Annotated in this window: 23 protein-coding genes and 1 pseudogene; 12 read left to right on the top strand and 12 right to left on the bottom strand. The window is 72.1% G+C overall.

Annotated elements, in window-relative coordinates:
* Positions 1–4: 4 nt before the first annotated feature.
* The gene (locus tag ACERM0_RS06185; protein WP_373677674.1) at positions 5–190 is read right to left on the bottom strand and encodes a hypothetical protein; all 186 of its coding nucleotides are present in this window, start codon (positions 188–190) and stop codon (positions 5–7) included.
* A 66-nt stretch (positions 191–256) separates the two neighbouring features.
* Entirely contained in the window at positions 257–679 is a 423-nt protein-coding gene (locus ACERM0_RS06180; RefSeq protein WP_373677673.1) for an ArsI/CadI family heavy metal resistance metalloenzyme, read from the bottom strand.
* A gap of 178 nt (positions 680–857) precedes the next feature.
* Here ACERM0_RS06180 and ACERM0_RS06175 point away from each other — a divergent pair, with 178 nt between their 5' ends.
* The 6 genes and pseudogenes from ACERM0_RS06175 to ACERM0_RS06150 all read left to right on the top strand — a co-directional run bounded on the left by ACERM0_RS06175 (position 858) and on the right by ACERM0_RS06150 (position 7077).
* On the top strand, positions 858–1202 hold the full coding sequence (locus tag ACERM0_RS06175; RefSeq protein ID WP_373677672.1) for an ArsR/SmtB family transcription factor: 345 nt from the start codon (positions 858–860) through the stop codon (positions 1200–1202).
* A gap of 169 nt (positions 1203–1371) precedes the next feature.
* Entirely contained in the window at positions 1372–2529 is a 1158-nt protein-coding gene (pstS, locus tag ACERM0_RS06170) for a phosphate ABC transporter substrate-binding protein PstS (protein ID WP_373677671.1), read from the top strand.
* Between the two features lie 101 nt (positions 2530–2630).
* On the top strand, positions 2631–3635 hold the full coding sequence (pstC, locus tag ACERM0_RS06165) for a phosphate ABC transporter permease subunit PstC (protein WP_373677670.1): 1005 nt from the start codon (positions 2631–2633) through the stop codon (positions 3633–3635).
* Complete coding sequence (gene pstA / locus ACERM0_RS06160) at positions 3632–4528, top strand: phosphate ABC transporter permease PstA (protein ID WP_373677669.1); 897 nt, start codon at positions 3632–3634, stop codon at positions 4526–4528. The genes pstC and pstA overlap by 4 nt, the downstream gene beginning before the upstream one ends.
* Before the next feature lie 25 nt (positions 4529–4553).
* Positions 4554–5451, top strand: a pseudogene (pstB, locus tag ACERM0_RS06155) (phosphate ABC transporter ATP-binding protein PstB).
* A 117-nt stretch (positions 5452–5568) separates the two neighbouring features.
* Positions 5569–7077 (top strand): HD domain-containing protein, encoded by a 1509-nt coding sequence (locus ACERM0_RS06150; protein WP_373677668.1) that lies wholly within the window; start codon positions 5569–5571, stop codon positions 7075–7077.
* A gap of 7 nt (positions 7078–7084) precedes the next feature.
* Here the strand turns inward: ACERM0_RS06150 and glpX are convergent, their stop codons facing one another.
* Both glpX and ACERM0_RS06140 read right to left on the bottom strand, forming a co-directional pair.
* A complete protein-coding gene (gene glpX, locus ACERM0_RS06145) occupies positions 7085–8074 on the bottom strand; it encodes a class II fructose-bisphosphatase (RefSeq protein WP_373677667.1) in 990 nt (329 codons plus the stop codon).
* A gap of 78 nt (positions 8075–8152) precedes the next feature.
* Complete coding sequence (locus ACERM0_RS06140; protein WP_373677665.1) at positions 8153–8914, bottom strand: enoyl-CoA hydratase/isomerase family protein; 762 nt, start codon at positions 8912–8914, stop codon at positions 8153–8155.
* A gap of 110 nt (positions 8915–9024) precedes the next feature.
* Between ACERM0_RS06140 and ACERM0_RS06135 the strand changes: the two genes are divergently transcribed.
* A complete protein-coding gene (locus tag ACERM0_RS06135; RefSeq protein ID WP_373677664.1) occupies positions 9025–9840 on the top strand; it encodes a tetratricopeptide repeat protein in 816 nt (271 codons plus the stop codon).
* Between the two features lie 28 nt (positions 9841–9868).
* Here ACERM0_RS06135 and ACERM0_RS06130 read toward each other — a convergent pair whose 3' ends face one another.
* The 3 genes from ACERM0_RS06130 to ACERM0_RS06120 all read right to left on the bottom strand — a co-directional run bounded on the left by ACERM0_RS06130 (position 9869) and on the right by ACERM0_RS06120 (position 12420).
* A complete protein-coding gene (locus ACERM0_RS06130; protein WP_373677663.1) occupies positions 9869–10714 on the bottom strand; it encodes an ABC transporter permease in 846 nt (281 codons plus the stop codon).
* Positions 10711–11730, bottom strand: coding sequence for an ATP-binding cassette domain-containing protein (locus ACERM0_RS06125; protein ID WP_373677662.1), 1020 nt, complete (start codon positions 11728–11730; stop codon positions 10711–10713). The genes ACERM0_RS06130 and ACERM0_RS06125 overlap by 4 nt, the downstream gene beginning before the upstream one ends.
* A 99-nt stretch (positions 11731–11829) precedes the next feature.
* A complete protein-coding gene (locus ACERM0_RS06120) occupies positions 11830–12420 on the bottom strand; it encodes a TetR/AcrR family transcriptional regulator (protein ID WP_373677661.1) in 591 nt (196 codons plus the stop codon).
* A 512-nt stretch (positions 12421–12932) separates the two neighbouring features.
* Here ACERM0_RS06120 and ACERM0_RS06115 point away from each other — a divergent pair.
* The gene (locus tag ACERM0_RS06115) at positions 12933–13328 is read left to right on the top strand and encodes a hypothetical protein (protein WP_373677660.1); all 396 of its coding nucleotides are present in this window, start codon (positions 12933–12935) and stop codon (positions 13326–13328) included.
* On the opposite strand, the gene ACERM0_RS06110 is transcribed toward ACERM0_RS06115, so the two are convergent.
* A complete protein-coding gene (locus ACERM0_RS06110) occupies positions 13325–14728 on the bottom strand; it encodes a PhoH family protein (RefSeq protein WP_373677659.1) in 1404 nt (467 codons plus the stop codon). The two genes, ACERM0_RS06115 and ACERM0_RS06110, sit on opposite strands and share 4 nt — an antisense overlap.
* 427 nt (positions 14729–15155) lie before the next feature.
* Here ACERM0_RS06110 and ACERM0_RS06105 point away from each other — a divergent pair, with 427 nt between their 5' ends.
* Both ACERM0_RS06105 and ACERM0_RS06100 read left to right on the top strand, forming a co-directional pair.
* A complete protein-coding gene (locus tag ACERM0_RS06105) occupies positions 15156–15569 on the top strand; it encodes an arsenate reductase ArsC (protein WP_373677658.1) in 414 nt (137 codons plus the stop codon).
* The gene (locus ACERM0_RS06100; protein ID WP_373677657.1) at positions 15566–16819 is read left to right on the top strand and encodes an APC family permease; all 1254 of its coding nucleotides are present in this window, start codon (positions 15566–15568) and stop codon (positions 16817–16819) included. The genes ACERM0_RS06105 and ACERM0_RS06100 overlap by 4 nt, the downstream gene beginning before the upstream one ends.
* Positions 16820–16895: 76 nt before the next feature.
* Here the strand turns inward: ACERM0_RS06100 and ACERM0_RS06095 are convergent, their stop codons facing one another.
* Positions 16896–17663 carry an isoprenyl transferase gene (locus ACERM0_RS06095; RefSeq protein ID WP_373677656.1) on the bottom strand — a complete coding sequence of 256 codons (768 nt, stop codon included), beginning with the start codon at positions 17661–17663 and terminating at the stop codon, positions 16896–16898.
* Positions 17664–17828: 165 nt separating this feature from the next.
* Between ACERM0_RS06095 and greA the strand changes: the two genes are divergently transcribed.
* Entirely contained in the window at positions 17829–18329 is a 501-nt protein-coding gene (gene greA / locus ACERM0_RS06090; RefSeq protein WP_373677655.1) for a transcription elongation factor GreA, read from the top strand.
* A 182-nt stretch (positions 18330–18511) separates the two neighbouring features.
* Positions 18512–19252: a DNA-binding response regulator gene (locus tag ACERM0_RS06085; RefSeq protein WP_373677654.1), complete on the top strand. Its 741-nt coding sequence runs from the start codon at positions 18512–18514 to the stop codon at positions 19250–19252.
* Here the strand turns inward: ACERM0_RS06085 and ACERM0_RS06080 are convergent.
* The 3 genes from ACERM0_RS06080 to bfr all read right to left on the bottom strand — a co-directional run bounded on the left by ACERM0_RS06080 (position 19249) and on the right by bfr (position 21503).
* Positions 19249–19716 carry a DUF6027 family protein gene (locus tag ACERM0_RS06080; RefSeq protein WP_373677653.1) on the bottom strand — a complete coding sequence of 156 codons (468 nt, stop codon included), beginning with the start codon at positions 19714–19716 and terminating at the stop codon, positions 19249–19251. The genes ACERM0_RS06085 and ACERM0_RS06080 overlap by 4 nt on opposite strands.
* 17 nt (positions 19717–19733) lie before the next feature.
* Positions 19734–20942 (bottom strand): acetyl-CoA C-acetyltransferase, encoded by a 1209-nt coding sequence (locus ACERM0_RS06075; protein WP_373677652.1) that lies wholly within the window; start codon positions 20940–20942, stop codon positions 19734–19736.
* A 75-nt stretch (positions 20943–21017) separates the two neighbouring features.
* Complete coding sequence (gene bfr / locus ACERM0_RS06070; protein ID WP_373677651.1) at positions 21018–21503, bottom strand: bacterioferritin; 486 nt, start codon at positions 21501–21503, stop codon at positions 21018–21020.
* Between the last annotated feature and the right edge of the window lie 20 nt (positions 21504–21523).

Below are 21523 nucleotides of genomic sequence, written 5' to 3'. Positions count from 1 at the left end.
GACGTCAGCAGGTGGTGCAGGCCGCACGGGCGCCCGGAGCCCGGCGCGCGGTGAACCGGCTGGTCAGTGCCTGCCAGCGTCGGGACCGATGGTCGCGCCGCCGTCGCACCGCGGCGTTGTGGAACGCGGCCCGTTCGCGGGCGATGCCCTGTTCGACGTGGCTGATCCGTAGCAGCGTGATGGGGTCCATGGGACGTCTTCCTCGTGGCGTGGGGGCGGGTCACAGGTGTGGCACCGGGTGCCGGCTTCCACGTTCTCAGTTGCAGCAGGCGGCGGCCGTCGCCCCGTCCGGGCCCTCGCCTTCGGCGAAGAAGGTCGGGGTGTCCCCCAGCACGTTGTAGACCTCCCAGCGCGCGCCGTCGGGGTCGGCGACCCAGACCTTGTCCTGCGTCGCGTAGCAGCAGGTCTCGCTTCGGCGCTCGTCGGTCGCGAGGCCGGCCGCGTCCAACCGTGCGGTCGCGGACGCGACCTCGTCCGAATCCGTGACCTCGATGCCGAGGTGGTTGAGGGTCCCGCCGCGCTCACCCTCGAAGAGCACCAGCTTCAACGGCGGGTCCTCCACGGCGAAGTTGGCGTAGCCGGGCTTGCGCTTGGCCGGCGAGACGCCCAGCAGCGCGCTGTAGAAGTCGACGGCGGCGTCGAGGTCGGTCACGTCGAGAGCCAGTTGCACACGGGACATCGTTTTCTCCTTCGGGCCTCAGCTGGCCGGGTACGTATCGATGGTCATCGATACGGAGAACCGTAGACATCGCATCGACCATTGTCGATGGGTAACGTCACCGTGTGCGCTGAACGCATTGACGCTTATCGATGTGTCGGGCACCCTCTTCCCACACCAGCCGCGACAGGAAGCCTGCATGGACGTCCAGACCATCGAGCCGTGCTGCGCCCCGGTCCTCCAGGAGGCGCTGTCCGTGGACGAGGCCGGGCAGCTGGCCGCCGCCTTCAAACTCCTCGCCGACCCGATCCGGCTGCGGTTGCTCTCGCTCGTCGCCAACAGCCCCGACGGCGAGGCCTGCGTCTGCGACCTGACCGCCCCGCTGGGCCGCTCCCAGCCAACGGTCAGCCACCACCTGTCGGCGCTCACGGCCGCCGGCCTCCTCGAGCGCGAGCAACGCGGGCGCTGGGCCTACTTCCGCGTCGCCGAGCCACGCGTCGCCGTCCTGCGTGACGCCCTGGACCTTCGCGGCGCCGGTCGCTGACCCGACCGTCCGCACGCCCCGTCGGGCAACCGGCCCGTCACCTTCGTACGGAAGCTTTCGCGCCCCGTTCACCCTGCGTTCTGCGTATCCCCAGGGAAGCTCCAGACGGCCTCCGTAGCGTCGGCGGCGTTCGTTTCCCGCTTCCCGCTCCCGCAGGAGTGACATCTCCATGCATACGTTCTCCCGGCGCGCCGCCGCACTGGTGGCCGCCTCCCTGCTCGCCACGGCGTGTGGCGGCGACGCCGACGCCGGCGACCCGACGGCCCAAGGCGCGGTCGACGAGGGCGCGACCGGCACGTCCGACGAGCCCGCGGCCGAGGCCGCCGACGAGCCGGCCACCGAGGACGACGGCGAGGCCGGTGGCGGCCCCTCCGGATCCCTGGACGGCGCCGGCGCGACGTTCCCGACGCCGGTCTTCGAGGAATGGATCTTCGACTACGCCGAGGTCAACCCGGGCGCCAGCATCAACTACCAGTCGATCGGCTCGGGCGGCGGCATCGAGCAGTTCCTGAGCCAGACCGTCGACTTCGGCTCGTCCGAGCGGGTGCTGTCCGAGGACGACCTGCAACTGGCCGCCGACGAGCGCGGCTGCGACCCCATCGAGATCCCCGTCGTGTTCGGCGCCGTCACCATCGCGTACGACGAACCCGAGCTCGAGGAGCTCGTGCTCAGCGGCGAGGTGATCGCCGACATCTTCGAGCGCCGCATCACGATGTGGAACGACCCCGCCATCGCCGAGCTCAACCCGGACGCCGAGTTGCCGGAGAAGGAACTCATCCCGGTCCACCGCTCCGACGGTTCCGGCACCACCTCGGTGTTCACCAAGTACCTCGACGCCGACACCGACACCTGGACCCTCGGCGAGGGCACCGAGGTGCAGTGGCCGTCGGGCACCGTCGGCGGCGAGGGCAACGAGGGCGTCTCGGCCGGCATCACGCAGAACGACGGCGGTATCGGCTACATCAACCAGGCCTACGCGCTCGAATTGGGGCTGCAGACCGCGTCGGTGATCAACGAGGACGGCAACGCGGTCCAACCCACGCTCGAGGCGACCTCCGCGGCACTGGCCACCATCGACATCCCGGACGACTTCCGCTTCGACATCCTCGGCGTCGGCGGCGACGGCTACCCGATCGCCGGCACCAACTGGATCTTCGCCTGGGAGTGCGGCTACGACGTCCAGACCGCCGACCTGCTCAAGGACTTCTGGACCTGGGCGGTCGAGAACGGTGACGACCTGGCCCTGGAGCTCGGGTACGCGCCGCTCGACGAGTCCGTGAAGCCGGACGTGCGCGCCGCCATCGAGCGGATCAACTCGCAGAACTGAGCCACTGCGGCTCGCCCGCGCCCAGCGTGGCGGTGGGTGCTGCCCGGCAGCACCCACCGCCGTGCGTCTCAGCCCGGACGGCCCTCACGAGGAGGCCACCGTTGCAGACGACGTCGACGTCGCCCGACCGGCGCCCGGACCTTCGCGCCACCGGCTCGGGCCGGTGGGCCGACCCCGTGTTCCGCAGCATCACCTGGACCGCCGGGATCTCCGTCCTGGTGATCCTCGGGCTGATGATCGGCTCCACCACCCGCGACGCGTGGCCGGTGTTCCAGTACCAGGGCTTCCTGGACTTCTTCACGAGCGCCGAGTGGAATTCCGGTTTCAGTCGCAGTGAGTACACCGGCGAGTACGGCGCCTTCGCCTTCATCTACGGCACGTTGATCAGTTCCGCGATCGCCATCGCCATCGCGCTGCCGCTGGCGATCGCCATCTCGCTGTACATCAACCGCCTCGCTCCCAAACGCATCCGGCGAACGCTGACCTACACGGTCGAACTCCTCGCGGCCATCCCCTCCGTGGTGTACGGGTTGTGGGGCCTGCTGTTCTTCTCGCCCGCCGTGCTGCAGCCGATCTCGCGCTTCCTCATCTCGACCTTCGGGAACGTCCCGTTCGTCGGTGCCTTCTTCGAGGGACCGACCCGCAACGTCAACTACTTCATCGCCGGCAACGTGCTCGCGATCATGATCCTGCCCATCATCACCGCGATCGCCCGGGAAGTGATGGCCCAGACCCCGGAGGACCAGATCCAGGCCGCCTACGGGATGGGCGCCACGGACTGGGAGGTCATGCGGCGCGTCATCCTCAAGCGCTCGTTCGCCGGCATCGTCGGCGCCACGATGCTGGGCCTCGGTCGCGCGCTCGGCGAGACCATCGCGGTCGCCATGCTGATCGGCGGCCAACAGCGCTGGGGTGCCAGCCTCTTCTTCGCCGGCCAGTCGATGGCCGGCCACATCGCCAGCACGTTCCAGGACGCGGCGCCGGAGACCGTCGACGCACTGATCGCCGTCGGCGTCGGCCTCTTCGTCATCACCGTGATCGTGAACGTCCTCGCCCGTCTGCTGGTCTGGCGGATCGGGCGCGTCGCAGGAGACGCCGCGCTGTGAGCGAGACCCTGACCCGCCCCGAGCGCCACCGGACGAGCCTGCGGGAGATCGACGGCCACACCCGCCGGCGCCGGGCCCGCGGCCGCATCGCGCGTGCGACGCTGACCCTCGGGATGGTCGTCGCCGTCGTCCCGTTGGCGCTCATCCTGCTGGAGGTCACGCGACGCGGCCTGCCCGCCCTCGACTGGGAGTTCCTGACGTCGATCCAGCCGGGTGCGCGGCGACCCGGCGGTGGGTACGTGCACGGACTCATCGGCTCGGCCTACATGGTCACGTTCGCGACCCTCTTCTCCGTGCCGGTCGGCATCCTGGCCGCCGTCTACCTCGTCGAGTACGGCAAGGGCCCGCTGGCCGGGGTGATCCGGTTCTTCACCGACGTCATGACGGGCGTGCCCAGCGTGTTCGTCGGTCTGTTCATCTACGCGCTACTGGTCCGCGGCGGCCTGGGGTTCGGTGCGATCACGGGCGCGGCCGGCCTGGCGGTCCTCATGCTGCCGATCATCGTGCGCTCCAGCGAGGAGATGCTGAAACTGGTTCCCGAGGACCAGCGTGCAGCATCGATCGGGCTCGGGGCGCGCAAGTGGCAGACCATCCTGCGCGTCGTGCTGCCCAGCGCGGCGCCGGGCCTGGTGACGGGATCCATGCTGGCAGTCGCGCGCGCCGCCGGGGAGACGGCTGTGCTTCTGCTGACCGCACTGGGCTCGCTGCAGATCGTGAGTCAACTGCAGGGCACGCCGATCGCCTCCCTGACGCTGCTGATCTACCGGGGCGCCCGCCAGCCGTTCGAGGCCGGCCAGCAGCGCGCCTGGGCTGGGGCGCTGCTGCTGATGATCATCGTGCTGGTGCTCACGCTCGCGGCGCGCCTCGTCTCCGCCCGCTGGGGCCGCCGCTGACGCCCCCGACCGACGAGGTTGCCCCATGACCGAACACTCGCTGCCGGCCGACACCGCCACCTCGCAGCGCGACACGAAGGCAAAGGTCGTCGCCGCCGCGAGCGGCAAGCCCTCGCTGGACGATCGTCAGCAGCCGCCGGTCACGCCCGAGATCCGCGAGGCCGTCTTCGAGATCGAGGGCGTGACGGTCCGCTACGGCGGCAACGCCGCCGTGGCGGACATCGACCTGCGCATACCCACCGGCGAGATCACCGCGCTGATCGGACCGTCCGGCTGCGGCAAGTCGACCCTGCTTCGCACCCTGAACCCTCATCGACGGCTGCACCGTCGAGGGTGCGGTCCGCTACCACGGCGAGAACGTCTACGACGCCGGGATCGACGCGGCCGAGGTGCGTCGTCGCATCGGCATGGTGTTCCAGAAGCCGAACCCGTTCGCCATGTCGATCTACGACAACGTGGCCTTCGGGCCACGCCTCCACGGGATGACGAAGGGACTCGGCGACCGGGTCGAGCGCGCGCTGCGCGGCGCCGCCATCTGGGACGAGGTCAAGGACAAGCTCAACGAGCCGGGCACGTCCCTGTCCGGCGGCCAGCAGCAGCGTCTGTGCATCGCGCGTGCCATCGCCCTGGAGCCCGACGTCATCCTCATGGACGAACCGTGTTCGGCGCTCGACCCGATCGCCACACTGAAGATCGAGGACCTCATGCGCGAACTGCGCGGGGAGTACTCGATCGTCATCGTCACCCACAACATGCAACAGGCGGCCAGGGTGTCGGATCGCACCGCGTTCCTCACGGTCGACGTCGACGACGGGGTCGGGCAGCGCACTGGCCAACTCGTCGAGTTCGACCGGACGGAGACGCTGTTCACCGAGGCTGCCGACCCCCGCACCGAGGCCTACATCACCGGACGCTTCGGCTGAGGGCATGAGCGAACCCCTCCGGGAGCGGTCCACGCGCGCGCCAGCGTTGTCCGCGGCGCTCATCGACGTTCACCTGCAGGACACCGCCGCGTCGCTCGGTCGCCGTAGCGTCCGGCCATGCGCACCGCGGTGATCGAGATCGGCGGCACCACCACGCGAGCCGTGGTCGCCGAGCCGACCCCCGGCGGCTGGTACCGCACCCACCTCGATCGCCGCATCGTGCTCCGGCTCCAGCGTGCCGTCGCGCGTGACGGGGTCGTCGGCGAGGGTCTGCGACTGCTCGTCGCCGAGACGCTGCGGCGCCTGCGGGGCGAGTGCTTCCGTGCTGGCGCGTCGCGCACCGTCGCGGTCGTGGACGCCGCGGTCGCCGGGGCCGGCGACCTGCACGAACTAGTCCGCACGGCCGCCCGCGAACTGGGCGCATCCGTACAGGTGCGCGATGACCACGACGAGGCACGACTGCTGTTGCGCGTGACCCGCCCGCTGCACGGCGGCGAGGCCCCGGTGGTCGTGGCCGAACCCGGTGAACGGGTCACCCGACTGGTCACCCGCCACGTCGACGGCGTGCGGCTCGCGCAGGTGCCGGGCGTGGTCGCCGTGATCGGCGACCCGGCGTGCGTCCCGTCCACGCGCGCCACGCTGGTCGACGCGCTGCACGGCGTACCGCCGCGCTGTCCGGACGGGGCGCCGCCGGTGGTCGTGGGTGAGATCGCCGAGGCCGTGGGCCGGACCCTGCTGCAGCGTCGCTACGGCCCCGTGACGCCACCGGCCGAGCGACTCGAGGTGGGCGTCGACGAACTGGCCCTGCTCGACCGCGAGCTCGCCACGGTCTCGCCGACCCAGCTGCTGCTCCTGCCGGCCGTCGCCCCGGAGGAGGCGGACGTCATCGCGCGTGGGGCGGCGTATCTGGTGGCCCTCGCGACGCGCTGGAACGCCGACCGGCTGGTGCTCTCGCGTGACTCGGCGACCGACGGGCAGCTGCTGGAGGCCCTGCGGCTCGACCCGGCCCCCGACACCCGACGCACCTCCGGCGTCGAAGAGCTCTGCCGCGGCGCCCACGCCCGGACCACCGCACACCTCGCCGCCGACCTGGCACGGGGCCTTGCACCGACCTACCGGTGGGACGACGACGAGGTGGCGCTGGTACGCGACGCCGCACTCCTGCACGACGTGGCCGTCGACCGGGTCGCGGGCGCCGCACACCGGGAAGGCGCCCTGGAGGTGCTGCGGGCGGGCGTGCCGGGCTGCACGCCCCAGCAGGTGGTCGAACTGGCGAGCCTCGTGCGCTTCCACCGCGGCCGCCCGCCCGGGCAGCATTTCCCGCCGTTCGGACGGTTGCCGGCGGCCCGCCGCCGCGTCGTGACGGAGCTCACCGGCATCCTGCGGCTGGCGTGCGCGCTCGACCGCGGCGAGGACGCCAGTGTCGTCGCGGTCGCGGTCGACGTCGATCCGGAGTTGATCTGCGTGCACGCGTTCGGTGCCGTCCCCCTCGACCTGCCGTTGCACGCGGCGCATGCCGATCGCGCCGTCGTGGCGGCGACGCTCGGCCGCCAGGTCGTGGTACGCGACGCCGGACCGGTCCCCCGCTCGTCCGAGGTCCGCGACGTCCGCGTCCTGGGCGGGTGAGCCGGGGTCAGTACTCGACGGAGGCGTAGCGCCGCAGCTTCTCGAAGCGGTGGCGGGCGGTGATCAGGCGCACCGTGCCGGACTTGCCGCGCATCACCAGCGACTGCGTGATGGCACCGTTGCCGCGGAACTGCACGCCGTTGACGAGCTGTCCGGGCGTGATGCCGGTCGCGGAGAAGAAGCAGTCCTCGCTGCGCACCAGGTCGTCGGCGGTCAGGACCGCGTCGAGGTCGTAGCCGCCCTCCAGCGCGGCGCGCTTCTCGTCGTCGTTGCGTGGCCACAGCCGGCCGAGGATCTGCCCGTCCAGGGCCTTGACGGCGCAGGCGGTGACGACGCCCTCCGGCGTACCGCCGATGCCGTAGAGCACGTCGACCTCGGGCCGCTCGTCCCACGCGGCCAGGATGCCGCCGGCGACGTCGCCGTCGGTGATGAGCTGCAGGCGGGCGCCCGCCTCACGGATCTGGCGCTTGGCCTCCTCGTGGCGGTCGCGGTCGAGCATGATCACGGTCAGGTCGCGCATCTCCTTGCCGGAGGCCTTCGCGACGGCCCGCAGGTTGTCGATCAGCGGCCGTTCGAGGTCGACCGTGCCGGCGGCCTCCGACCCGACGACCAGCTTCTCCATGTAGACGCACGGACCCGGGTCGAACATCGTGCCGGTCGGCGCCGCGGCGAGCACCGCCAGCGAGCCGGGTCGGCCCTCGGCGAGCAGCCGGGTGCCGTCGATCGGGTCCACGGCGATGTCGACCTGCGGCAGCGAGCCCGTGCCGACCGACTCCCCGTTGAACAGCATCGGGGCCTCGTCCTTCTCCCCCTCGCCGATGACGACGGTGCCGTCCATCTCGATGGTCTCGAGCATCTTGCGCATGGCGTCGACGGCGGCCTGGTCGCCGTCCTCCTTGCGCCCGAGCCCCTGCCAGCGGGCGGCCGCGAGCGCGGCGGCCTCGGTCACACGCACGATCTCGATCGCGAGGTTGCGATCCGGCTTCTCGGGGTTCACCGCTCCGCCTCCCACTCTCCCCCGCGCGGGGGTCTCCAGCAGCCCGCCGGCGACTCTAGTGAGGACGCGCTCGGCGGGTCACACCCGCCGCGGCCGCACGGTCCGTGGCAGGTCGCGGTCCAGCCCGGGCGGCAGCCCACCGGTCTCCGCGTGGGCGCGCAGGGCGTCGTTCTCGTAGGCGACGCGGTTGCGCAGCCCCCCGTGGTCGTTGAAGAACCGCTTGAGCAGCGCGACCGTGTCCGCGTCCCGGTCGGCCACCTGCGTCAACCAGGCGCGCGCCGCCGCGGCGGTCTCGCCAGGCGGGACCAGCCGCTGGACGAACCCGGCGGCCAGCGCCTCGGCCGCGGTCACGTCCCGGCTCGACAACACCCAGTCCTTCGCCACCGACAGGCCGACCTGGCCGACCGTGCGGGCCGTGCCGACGGGAACACCGTGGATGGCACCCGGGAACCGGAAGACGGCGTCCTCGGCGGCAACCCTCAGGTCGCAGGCCGCGGCCACCTCGGCGCCGCCGCCGACGGCGTACCCCTCGACCGCCGCGGCGGTCGGGGCGCGGAACAGGCTCAGCTGCTCGTAGACGCCGGTGAACAGCTCCATCCGACGGCGGCCGCCGTCCGTCAGCGACTCGCGGACGTCGGCGCCGGCGGAGAACGTGCCGTCGGCACCGGCGACCAGCAGCCCGCGCAGGTCCGGGTCGGCGTCCGCGTCGTGCAGGGCGTCGGACAGCGCGACCAGCAGGCCGGTGTCCATGGCGTTGCGCACGGCCGGACGCGACAGCGTGAGGAGCCGCAGCGTGCCGGTCGGCAGGGTGACGATCTCGACCTCGACGGGTCCGGACACGACAGGCGGCTCCTGGAACGGCGGCGCGGCGGCGACGGTCGCGAGCCTACGACCTCACCAGCCGGGGTCGCCTGCGGGTCGGAAGCTCCCGCGCTCAGTAGCCTCGGCACATGCCGCAGCACACGCGTCGCCGCCTCGTCTCGCTGGTCCGTCGCCACGACGCGGACCTGGCCGAGGCCGCGCTGCTGGTCGGCGCCGAGGCCGACCCGCACCTGGACGTCGACCGTGGGCTGCTGCGGCTGGACGCGCTCGCCGACGGCTTGCGCTCGCAGGGGTTCGCGGCGGGAACTCCCGAAGCCGATGCGCGGGCCCTGGCCGCCTACCTCGCGCAGGAGCAGGGGTTCGGCGCGGCCGACGAGCGCGCCCCGGAGACGGTGCTGCTGCCCGAGGTGCTCGACGGCAAGCGCGGCGTGCCCGTGACGCTGACGATGCTGTACGTGTCGATCGCCCGCCGCCTGCGCGTGCAGGCGTACCCGATCGCCCTGCCGGGCCTGGTGGTGGTGGGCATCGCGGCCGGGGAGCGCCCGCTGGTGCTCGATCCGTCACGCGGCGGGGCCCGGCTCGAGCACGAGCACCTGGCCGAGCACGTGGAGGCGGCGACGGGTGGGCAGCTGGGCTTCCGGCGCTCGATGCTCCGGCCATCGCCCGCCGTCAACGTCGTGCGACGCCAACTCAACGACCTCACCCAGGCCTACCTCGCCGAGCAGCGGCCGTTCGACGCCCGGTGGGTCGTGGAACTCAAGCTGCTGCTGCCCAATCGGATGCCCGACGACCACCGTGTCCACGGCGATCTGCTCACCCAGGTCGGCCAGTTCCACCTCGCCGCGCAGGCCTACGAGACCTACCTCGAGCTGGTCGGCCCCGACGCCCCCGACGCCGAGGAGGTCCGCCGCGCCGCCGTGCGCGCCCGCGCACGCCTGAACTGAAGCACGGCGCGGGCGCGTCGGGCGCCGGTCAGGTGCTCTGCACGCGGCGGTAGACCCGGACCGCGAGCAGCGCGAACACGATCGTGATGCCGGCGATCCATCCGAGCGCGGCGACGACCTCGCCGGCCACGGTCTGGCCCGGCAGCAGCGCCTCCTGGCCCAGCATCAGGCCGCGCAGCGCGTTGGCGACCACGGTGATCGGCTGGTTGTCGGCGAACACGCGCAGCCAGTCCGGCATCGTCTGCGTCGGCAGGAACACCGAGGAGGCGAACACCAGCGGGAAGACCGGCAGGAACACCGCCGACTGCGCGGCCTCGGGGTTGCGCACGAGCAGACCGATGGTGGCCATCACCCACGACAGCGCGTAGCCGAACAGCAGGGCGATGCCGAACCCGGCGAGGAAGCCGAGCAAGCTCGTCTCCCACCGGAATCCGATCAGGAACCCGACGAGCAGCATCAGCGTGAGCACGGCGGCGTTGCGGCCGAGGTCGGCGAACGTCCGGCCCGCCAGCACGGCGGAGCGCGCCATCGGCAGCGACCGGAACCGGTCGATCACGCCCTTGGACAGATCCTCGGTCAGCCCCAGTGCGGTCTGGCCGGCACCGAACGTGGCGATCTGGATGAGCAGGCCCGGCATCAGCCACTGGATGTACTCGTAGCCGGCGGGCAGGGCCCCGCCGATCGCGCCGCCGAACACGTAGTTGAACAGCAGCAGGAACATCACCGGCTGGATCGTGGAGAACAGCAGCAACTGCGGCAGCCGGACGTTGCGCAGCAGATTGCGCCGGGTCAGGACCACCGTGTCGGTGACGACGCGGCGAAGGCCGATGTGGCCTGTAGGGGCGTCGGGGGCAGGGGCAGCGGCGGCGGTCATCGGTGGACCTCCTGTGGCGTGCGGGCGGCGTCGGACGCGGCCGGGTCGACGCTGGCGGGACGGTCACCGGTCAGGGCGAGGAACACGTCGTCGAGGCTGGGCTTGAGCAGCGACACGTCGGTCGGCTCGACGCCCGCCTCGTCGAGCCGGCGGACGGCCTCGAGCAGCGTCTTGGTGCCGGCCCGGGCCGGGACGCGCAGGTGGCCGCGCGACGCGTCGGCCGTCGGCGTCTCGCCGGTGAGCTCCTCGAGCACCCGGGCCACGGCCGTGCGGTCGTCCGGGGCGGCGCCGATCTCCAGCACGGCGGTCTCCAGCGTGTCCTTGAGCTCGTCGGCGGTGCCCTCGGTCACGATCCGACCGCGGTCGATCACGCCGATGCGATTGGCGAGCTGGTCGGCCTCCTCGAGGTACTGCGTGGTCAGCAGCACCGTCGTGCCGTCGCGGACCAGCCCCTCGATCAGCTCCCACAGGTCGAGCCGGTTCCGCGGGTCGATCCCGGTCGTCGGCTCGTCGAGGAACATGACCTGCGGCCGGCCCACGAGCGACGCGGCGAGGTCGAGCCGGCGGCGCATCCCGCCCGAGTACGTGCGGACCAGCCGGCCGGCGTCGTCGGCCAGGCCGACACCCTCGAGCACCTCGCTGGTCCGGCGGCGCGACTCGCGCGCCGACAGACCGTAGAGCCGCCCGACCATCTCGACGTTCTCGCGACCGCTGAGGTACTCGTCGACGGCCGCGAACTGCCCGGCCAGGCCGATGCGGGTGCGGGCCGTCACGGGATCGGCCAGCACGTCCACGCCGGCGACGTGGATCTGGCCCGACGTGGGGCGCAGCAGGGTGGCCAGCACCCGGATGAGCGTGGTCTTGCCGGCACCGTTCGGGCCGAGCAGGCCGTAGACGATGCCGGGCTCGAAGGCGAGGTCGACGCCATCGAGGGCGTGGACGTCCTTGCCGAAGGTGTGGTGCAGACCACGGACGTCGACGATGACGTCGCGCCGGTCCGGCGGTTCGGCGGTCATGGCGGGTTCCTTCGCGGACAGGCGCCGGCGCGGCTCGCGTCGGGCGCGGGTGTCGGGGACGGGGTGGCGGGACAGGGCGCAGGGCCGGCGTCGATCCGGTCAGCCGGCCGGCGCGAGGCCGTGCCAGACGGCGGCCACGGCGCGGTCGACGGCGACCTCGTCGTCGGGCGCACCGAACTCGGCGCCCCAGGTCGCGGAGGTGATGGCGTGGAAGAGCATGGCGCCCAGCAGGGCGGTGACCGCGGCGACGGGATTTGCGCCCGGGTCGACCAGGCCGAGGTCCTGCTCCGCGCGCAGCCAGCGGCTGAGGTCGTCCACGGTGCGCCATGGGCCTCCGCCACGGGCATGGACCTCGCGCACGTGCTGCTGCATGGCGTCGGGGTTGTTGATCATCGCGACGAGGTGGCCGGTCCCTCGGCGGTAGAACGCGAGCGCGAGTTCGGCGATCTCGCGCAGTCGCTCGCGCACGTCGTCGGTGCCGGGCGAGTCCGGGAACTCGGCCGCCCGGGCCGGGAAGGCCGACATGCGCGCCTTCACGACCTCGGCCAGCAGGTCCTCCTTGCTGCCGAAGTGGTTGTAGATCGAACCCTCCGAGCAGCCCGCCTCCTGCGCGATGCGCTTGGTGGTGATGCCCGGCAGGCCGTCGCGTTCGAGCACGCGGGTGGCCGCGTCCAGCAACCGTTCCTCCAACGTCGCCACCTCGCCCCGCCCTTCCTCGACGTCCCCCGGCGGCCAGCGGCCCGGACACGCCTCCGCGGTCCGACCGGCGTTGCTCGGGGTGCTGTCTTGGCCCCGAGTGAGCACTCACTCACCGATGAGTGTGCGCTCACTCAACGCGACCGTCAAGACCCTCGAGGAAGGTTTCCGTCACCCGTGACGGAAACCGCTCTCGATGCGCTGCCGGCCGCGGCCGTGAAGTCAGACTTTTCGTCGCCCGCGACGGAAACCAGTTCGATCCCTTGCCGGGCGCAGTTGCCGCTGCGGGTTCCCGTCACCGGTGACGGAAGACGCTCCCGCTGCGTTGCCGGCCGCGGCCGTGGCGCCGGGGTCTCCTCGCCCGCGAAGGAAACCGCTGGATCGCGCGCGACGGACGGGGCGAGCGTGGCCCGCGCGACTCCCGTCACCTGAAGGCAGCTGAAGGTCGGCGCGGCACGATGCGGGGACGTCCACCTCTCCCCTACTGATCCCGAGGTTCGTCGCCCATGGCCCGCCAGAAGAGCAACGTCGAGCGGATCCGCCAGCCCGTCCCGTGGCGACTCCCGCTGCGCATCGCGCTCGTGCTGGGCGGCGTCGCCGCCGGCATCGCCCTCGCACTCGCGCTGACGCCGCGCGGCGACACGCTCGCCTTCGACGTCGGCCTGGTGCGCGGCGCGCTTCTGGGTCTGCTGCTGGGGGCGGTCGCGGCCGGACTCGTCCCCAACCGCGGCGCCCGTCCGCCGTCGGCGCCGCCCAAGATCCGCCCGAGCGGCTTCGACGCGCTGCGCGTCGAGATGGAGCAACAGCGCGCCACCACCCCCGTCGGCGACGCTGCTGAGGTGCGTGCCGACGGGCGGGCCGTCGCCAAGGACGACGGCCGCGTCCCCGGTGAAGCCGGTTAGAAGATCGTGGCGGCGTGCTCGGCCAGCGGGCTGCGAACGCCCTTGGCGAGCGTGACGTGCCCGAACAACGGGCTGCCCTTCATCTTCTCGATCAGCGCGGCCATGCCGCCGTACGGGGAGATGTAGGGATTGTCGACCTGTCCGAGGTCGCCGCAGAACACGACCTTGGAGCCGGTCGCCATGCGCGTCAGCACGACCTTGAGCGCCGACAGCTCGATGTTCTGGGCCTCGTCGACGATCACGAACTCGTCGGTGATGGAGCGTCCCCGCAGGTAGGTGATGGCCGCGAGCTCGAGCTGGCCCCGGTCGATCAGCGAGTCGATGGTCGACTGGATCTGGCGGTGCTCGCGCGCCCCACGCCCCCCGGCCGCCACACCGGCGCCCGCCGCGTCCCCGCGCCGCAGCAGCGCGTAGAGGTTGTCGTGGACGGCGGCCATCCAGGGGGCGAGCTTCTCGTCGAGGTCACCGGGCAGGTAGCCGATCTCCTGGCGACCGACCGCGATGAGCGGGCGGTAGACCGACAGGCGGCGGTAGGCGGTCGCCTCGAGGACCTGCTCGAGTCCGGCCGCGAGCGCCAGGAAGGTCTTGCCCGTGCCGGCCATGCCCATCAGCGACACGCAGGGCACATCCGGGTCCAGCAGCAGGTCGATCGCGAAGGTCTGACGCACGTCGCGTGGCGCCATGCCGAACACCGAGCGGTGACCGGCCACGCGGTGGATGGTCGCGGCTCCCTCGTCGTCCACGTCGAGCACGCGCCCGAGGCCCGACGACGACCGGCCGGCCTTCAGCACGAGGCAGGCGTTGGGCCACAGCGCCCCGCCGGCCGGTGCGAGATCGACCAGGTCGGCGTCCAGGCGCGCCTTGCCGTCGCGGTGCAGCAGGTCGAGGAAGGCCGCGTCGACCTCCAGCTCCACGAGCCCGTCGTCGTGCTCGCTGGTGCGGGCGGTGTCGCCCCGGTAGTCCTCGACCTCGACGCCGAGCTGGCTGCCCTTGATGCGCAGGCCGGCGTCCTTGGTCACCAGCGTCCCGGCGAGTCCGATCGCGACGCAGAGGATGCGGTGGTCGGCCTTGCCCTTGTCGAGGTAGGGCGGCAGTTCCACGTCGACGTGGTTGGACTCGATCCGTACCGAGCCGCCCGACGGCAGGCTCAGGGCGTCGCGAAGCCCGCCCCCGCTCTGCACCCGCAACTCCTCGATGGCGCGCAACGCCAGCCGCGCGTTGCGCCCCACGTCGTCGAGCGACGTCTTCTTGCGGTCGAGTTCCTCGATGACCACCAGGGGCAGGACGACGTCGTGCTCGTCGAACCGGAACAGCGCGTTCGGGTCGGCCAGCAGGACACAGGTGTCGAGGACGTAGGTCCGCCGAGCGGACGTACCTCGCCGAGTGGTGGTTCGCGTCATCGTCGACATGCGTGGCTCCCAAGGGACGGCCAACGTGGCGTGAGTACGCCGGCGTCGGACCGGAACGAAGAACGCCACCCCATTCGGGGTGGCGCGAGCAGTGCGGTGATGTCGGGCCGGGGCTCCGGGCGTGCGACGGTCCGCGCGTCCGGCAACCGGTCCGGCACCTCGGGAAGTGGATCCCCGGTGGGCGGCAGTCCGGTCAGGAAGTCCCGTGAGAGATGGTCGGGCGGCAGATGCGGCACCGTGGTCGTCTCGGTCGTCGGCGGTGGGCGTGCGACGTCGATGACGGTACCCCCGAGGCCCCCTGGGGCGGCGGAACCTCGACCACCATCCCGGGGACGTTCACCGGCCGGCCACCACCGCGCACCACGTGGCGAAATAGCTCGACTAGCATTGAGCAAACGCGAATCGTCGAGGTGTCTCCATGACCGACCGCCCCACCGTGCTCTTCCTCTGCGTCCACAACGCCGGCCGCTCGCAGATGGCGGCCGGGTGGCTGCGCACCCTCGCCGGCGACCGGGTGCAGGTGCTGTCGGCCGGCTCGGCACCGGTCGACGAGGTCAACCCGGCTGCGGTCGCCGCGATGCGCGAGGTCGGCATCGACATCGCGGACCAGCAGCCGCGCCGGTGGACCGACGAGGAGCTGTCGTCCACGGACGTGGTGGTGACCATGGGCTGCGGCGACGAGTGCCCCTACGTGCCGGGCACGCGCTACCTCGACTGGGAGCTCACCGACCCGGCCGGCAAGGGCGTCGACGACGTGCGCCCGATCCGCGACGAGATCGAGCGTCGCGTGCGTGGCCTGCTGGCCGACCTGGCCGTCGAGCCGACGGCATGACCCGCCCGTCGGAGTCGCTGGCACGGCGCCTGACCCTGGGCGACGCCGTCGTCGTCGGACTCGGCGCCATGATCGGCGCCGGCGTGTTCGCGGCCCCGGGTCCGGCCGCCGCGGCGGCCGGGTCATGGCTGCTGGTGGGCCTGGCCCTAGCGGCGCTGGTGGCCTACGCCAACGCCACCTCGTCGGCCCAGCTCGCCGCGCTGTACCCGGAAGCCGGCGGCACCTACGTCTACGCCCGCGAGCGACTCGGCGAGTACTGGGGGTTCCTGGCCGGCTGGAGCTTCGTCGTCGGCAAGACCGCCAGCCTGTCCGCGATGGCCCTGACGTTCGGCGCCTACGTCGCCCCGTCGCTCGCCCGGCCGATCGCGATCGGCGCGGTGGTGGCGATGGCCACCGTCAACTACCTCGGCGTGGAGAAGACCGCGCGGCTCAGCCGCGCCATCGTCGCGATCGTGCTCGCCGCGCTGGCCGTGACCGCGGCCGCGGCCCTGCTCGGGGGCAACGCGTCGCTGGACCACCTCGACGCGACGCTGCCGGCCGGTCCGTTCGGGGTCCTGCAGGCGGGCGGGCTGCTGTTCTTCGCGTTCGCCGGCTACGCGCGGCTGGCGACGCTGGGCGAGGAGGTGCGTGACCCCACCGAGACGATCCCGCGCGCCATCCCGCTCGCGCTGGGCATCGTGGTCGTGGTGTACACGGTCGTGCTCGGCACCGCACTGCTCGCCGCCGGGCCCGAGTTGCTGGCGGCGTCACCGGCCCCGTTGGTCGCGGCCGTCGAGGCCGGCGGTCTGGCCGGGTTGGCCCCCGTCGTGCAGGTCGGCGCCGCGGTCGCCGCCGCCGGTGTGCTGCTCTCGCTGCTCGCCGGCGTGAGCCGCACGACGCTGTCGATGGCGCGCCGCCGCGAGCTGCCCGGGTTCCTCGACGCCGTCCACCCGACGCGTCGCACGCCGCACCGGGCGGAGATCACCGCGGCGGTGGTCGTGTCGGCGATCGTGCTGGTCGCCGACCTGCGCGGCGCCATCGGGTTCAGCTCGTTCGCGGTGCTGACCTACTACGCCCTGGCGAACGCGTCGGCCGTCACGCTGACGCACACGGAGCGGCGCTGGCCCCGGTGGCTGGCCGCGTTGGGCGTCGGGCTGTGCGTGCTGCTGGCCGTCACGCTGCCGCAGGTGGCGGTCGTGGGCGGGCTGGTGCTGCTGGGCGTCGGCTCGCTGGTGTGGCTCGCCACCCGCACCTCGCGTCAGCGGCCGTAGCGGCGGGATCGGCGTCGCCTCGTGCGCGGGCGCCTCGATATCGCCTCGTGCGCGGGGCGCCCCGACGCGAGGCCGCTCAGCGGCCGTAGCGGCGGGATCGACGCTGGTAGTCGCGCAGGGCGCGGAGGAAGTCGATGCGACGGAAGTCGGGCCAGTACGCGTCGCAGAAGTAGTACTCGCTGTGGGCCGACTGCCACAGCAGGAAGCCCGACAGGCGCACCTCGCCGGAGGTCCGGATGATGAGGTCGGGATCGGGCAGGCCGGTGGTGTAGAGGTGGTCGCCGATGTCCTCCGGGCGCAGCGTGCGGGCGAGGTCCTCCAGCGAGCAGCCCTCGCCGGCCCGGGCCTGCAGCAGTTTGCGCAGCGCGTCGGTGATCTCCTGCCGGCCCCCGTAGCCGACGGCGATCTGGACCCGGAGCCGGTCGTTGGCAGCGGTGGCGCGCTCGACCTCGGCGAGCGCCCGACGGGTGTCGTCCGGCAACAGGTCGAGGGCGCCCACGGCGGTCAGCCGCAGCCCGCGACCGTCGTCGGCCAGCCGCCGCACCGTCTCCTCGATGATCGACAGCAGCCGCGCGACCTCCTGGTCGTCGCGGCCGAGGTTGTCGGTGGACAGCAGCCACAGCGTCACATAGGGGACGCCCATCTCCAGACACCAGCCGAGGAACGGGTCGATCCTGGCGGCGCCCAGCGCGTGACCGGCGCTGGGGTCGTCCAGGCCGCGTTCGCGGGCGAACCGCCGGTTGCCGTCCAGGATCACGCCGACATGGCGAGGCAGCGGCCCGCCGGACAACTCCTCGGCGAGCCGACGCTCGTAGACCCGGTAGGCGACGTCGGCGAGACCCATGACGCCGAACTGTAGTGCCCCGCCCGGGTCGGGCGACCAATGTCGTTGGCGCACGTGTCGACCCGCGTGGTAGGCTCTGCCCTCGTCACGCCCGGACCTGCACGCGGTCCGGGCGTTCGTCGTGGCGGGGGGGCGCCGTTCCGGTCGTGCCCCAGCCGCGGACCCATGTTTGCCGTCGATGTGTTACGAGGTGTTTCCACCGTGGCCGAGACCTGGTTGAGCCAGGAGGCGTACGACCGTCTCCAGGCCGAGCTCGAGACGCTGAAGACCGAGGGTCGTGAGCAGATCTCCGCGGAGATCGAGGTGGCGCGCGCCCATGGTGACCTGCGCGAGAACGCCGAGTACCACGCCGCCAAGGACGAGCAGGGCAAGATGGAGGCCCGCATCCGGCAGCTCGAGGCGCTGCTGCGGGATGCGCGCATCGGCCAGCCGCAGGACACCGACGAGGTCCGGCCGGGCCTGGTCGTGGTGCTCGACGTCGAGGGCGACGAGGAGACCTACCTCGTCGGCTCCCGCGAGGACCAGCACGAGGACCTGGACATCCTCTCGGCCGACTCGCCGATGGGGACCGCGGTGATCGGCGCGCGCGCAGGCGACAAGGTCCACTTCGACACGCCGACCGGGATGACGCTCGAGGTCACGGTCAAGGACATCCGCACCGCCTGACCCTTGTGGGCCGGAAAGGCGTCCTGACGGGCGTTTCGGGCGGTTTCGCGCGTGTTGTCGGCTCTGGCGCGCGGTCTAGGCCCGCCGGACCAGGTGGACTGGACAGCAAGATCACCCCTGCCAAGGGTGCCGAAGACCGTTCCGGGACGGTTTGATACCGCGACCTTCCGGAAGGTTCTGCCGTGCCCACCCGTGGTACCCCTCTCGGCGATACCGGCGCGACCGTCGACGTGCCCGACAGCCCTGGTGCGATGTCCGAGCTCGGTGAGCTGTTGAGCACCGAGGCCGTGGTCGGTGCGCCGGCCACGACGGTGCTCGTGTGCGACGCCCGGCCCGTGGTGCGCGCCGGCCTGCGCGCGATCCTCGCGGAACAGGATCTCGTCGGCGAGTGCGGCCTCGACAACGCCGTCGAATCGGTGCAGGAGCTACGCCCGGCCATCCTCGTGGCCGGCCTGCGCGACGACGACCCGGAGACGTTCCGGATCGTGGCGACGGCGAAGGCCCTGCACGACACGCTGCGGGTCCTCGTCGTGGCCGACGGCGCCACGGTCATCGACCTGCGGGAAGCTGTCATCGCCGGGGTGGACAGCTTCCTGCTGACCAGCGCGCCGGCCGAGGAGCTGCGCGACGCGGTGATGCGCACCGCCAAGGGCGAACGCATCATCTCGCCCTCGATCGCGATGCAGCTGGCCGGGACCTGGCGGCACGAGCCGCGCGAGTCGGGTGCCTCGGCGCTGACGCCCCGCGAGCTCGAGGTGCTGCAGTTGCTGGCGGAGGGGCTGACCAACCAGCAGGTCGGGTCGCGGCTCGGACTGTCGGCCCGCACGGTGAAGACCCACGTGCAGAACCTGCTGGTGAAGCTGGACGTGCCTGACCGCACCGGTGCGGTCGCCCGCGCGTTCCGGCTCGGCCTGATCCGCTAGGTCGGGGACGCGTCCTCGTCCGCGGCGCCCTCGTCCGCGGCGGCCTCGACGCCCGCGCGCAGCCACGCGACCACCTCGCGCATGCCGTGGTAGGCGCTCAGGCGCGCCCGGTCGTCGCCAGCCTGTTCGGCTCGTGCGACCAGGCGGGCCAGGTGGTCCACCCCGGACACGCCCAGCTCCAGGACCGCCTCGTTGCCGCCGGCGGCCCAACGGGCGAGCACGTAACGGACGAGCGCTCCGACCGGTAGGCCGCTGACCTCGCTCAACCCGCGCACGGTCACCAACGGGTCGAGGTGGCCGTAGGCCGCGACGTCGGCGCGCAGGCCGGCGAACGCGTCGTCGCCCGCCGGCCCGTCCCAGCGCTCGAGCCGGACGGTGGGCGCCGCCGGGCCGTCGGCGGCCACCTCGCCGCCGTCGGTGCGGTCGTCGCTTGCCTCGGCGCCCGTGCGACGTTCGTCGGCCACCGCGGTGCCTGCCGCCGTCAGGACAGCCGCTCGACCACCATGGCCATCCCCTGACCGCCGCCGACGCACATCGACTCGATCCCGAAGGTGGCGTCGCGGTGGCGCAGCCCGTTCAGCAGCGTGCCGGTGATGCGCGCGCCCGTCATGCCGAACGGGTGGCCGCAGGCGATCGAGCCGCCGTGCGGGTTGAGCTTGTCGAAGTCGATGCCGAGCTGTCGTGCGGAGGGGATCACCTGGGCGGCGAAGGCCTCGTTGATCTCCACGATGTCGATGTCGTCGATCGTCATGCCGGCGTGGCCGAGGGCCTGCCGGATCGCGCCGACCGGGCCGAGCCCCATGATCTCCGGGTCCAGGGCCGACACGCCGGTGGAGACGATGCGGGCCAGCGGCTGGATGCCCAGCTCCGCGGCCCTGGTGTCGCTCATGATCACGACGGCCGCGGCACCGTCGTTCAGCGGACACGCGTTGCCGGCCGTCACCGTGCCGTCGGGGCGGAACACCGGCTGCAGCTCGGACAGCTTCTCGCGCTCGGTGGTCGGCCGCGGCGAGTCGTCCTTGACCATCGTCTGCCCGTCGGGCAGCTCGATGGGCGTGATCTCGCGCTCCCAGAAGCCTTCCGCATCGGCCTTCGCGTAGCGCATCTGCGACTCGTAGGCGTAGTCGTCCTGCTCGTCGCGGGAGACGCCCTCGAGCAGCGCGACGTTCTCCGCCGTCTGCCCCATCGGGATGTAGATGTCCGACAGCCCGTCAGGGGCCTGCCAGCCGTCGGCGCCCTCCTCGGCCGTCTTCTGGGTGCGGGCCTGCGCCTCGGCGAAGCGCGGGTTCTGCGTGTCGGGCAGCGAGTCGGAGCTGCCCTTGACGAACCGGGAGACCATCTCCACGCCGGCGGAGACGAACACGTCGCCCTCACCGGCCTTGATCGCGTGGAAGGCCATCCGGGTGGTCTGCAGCGACGACGAGCAGTAGCGGGTCACCGTCGTACCGGGGACCTCCCAGCCGAGCAGGGTGGTGACGACCCGCGCCATGTTGAAGCCCTGCTCGCCGCCCGGCAGCCCGCAGCCGAGGTGCAGGTCCACGACGTCGTCCGGCGACAGCTGCGGGACCTGGGCCATGGCGGCCTCGACGATCGTCGCGGTCAGGTCGTCGGGTCGCAGCTCGGTCATCGAGCCCTTGAAGGCCCGGCCGATCGGGGTTCGGGCGGTGGCGACGATCACGGCCTCGGGCATCGGGCGTTCCTCCAGCGCATCACACGGCTTGCGGATCGGTTGGTGCTCCCGCCCGGCAGGCTAACGGCCGGGTGGTCAGGACTCGTCGTTGCCGAGCGTGAACTGCGCGAGCCAGTTCTGCAGCCCGACCAGCTCGATGGCGTCCAGTTGCGTCTCGTAGAAGTCGAGGTGCTCCTCTTCCTCACGCAGGGCCTCGGCCAGCAGCTCGCGGGTGCCGTTGTCGCCGACCTCGAGGCACAGCGCGATGCCGGCGTTGAGCTTGTCGACCGCCTCGGCCTCCCGGGCCTTGGCCAGCTGCAGCATCTCCTGCGCGGTCTCGCCCACCTGCACGGTGTTCATGCGTTGCAGGTTGGGGTGGCCGTCGAGGAAGAGGATGCGGTCGACGTACTTGTCCGCGTCCTCCATCTCCTCCAGCGAGTACTTCTTGAAGACCTCGCCGAGCCCGTACAGGCCCCAGTTGTTCAACATGCGGTAGTTCAACCAGTACTGGTTGATGAGCGTGAGCTCGAACGTGAGGATGTCGTTGAGCAGCTCGATGACGCGCTCGTCGCCACGTGCCATGGGTGTGCTCCTCGTCGGTG

Origin of the sequence: Egicoccus sp. AB-alg2, assembly GCF_041821065.1 — a bacterium.
Taxonomy (GTDB): domain Bacteria; phylum Actinomycetota; class Nitriliruptoria; order Nitriliruptorales; family Nitriliruptoraceae; genus Egicoccus.
Note: the sequence above shows the minus strand (reverse complement) of the source record. Positions and strands in the feature narration are given on the sequence as shown.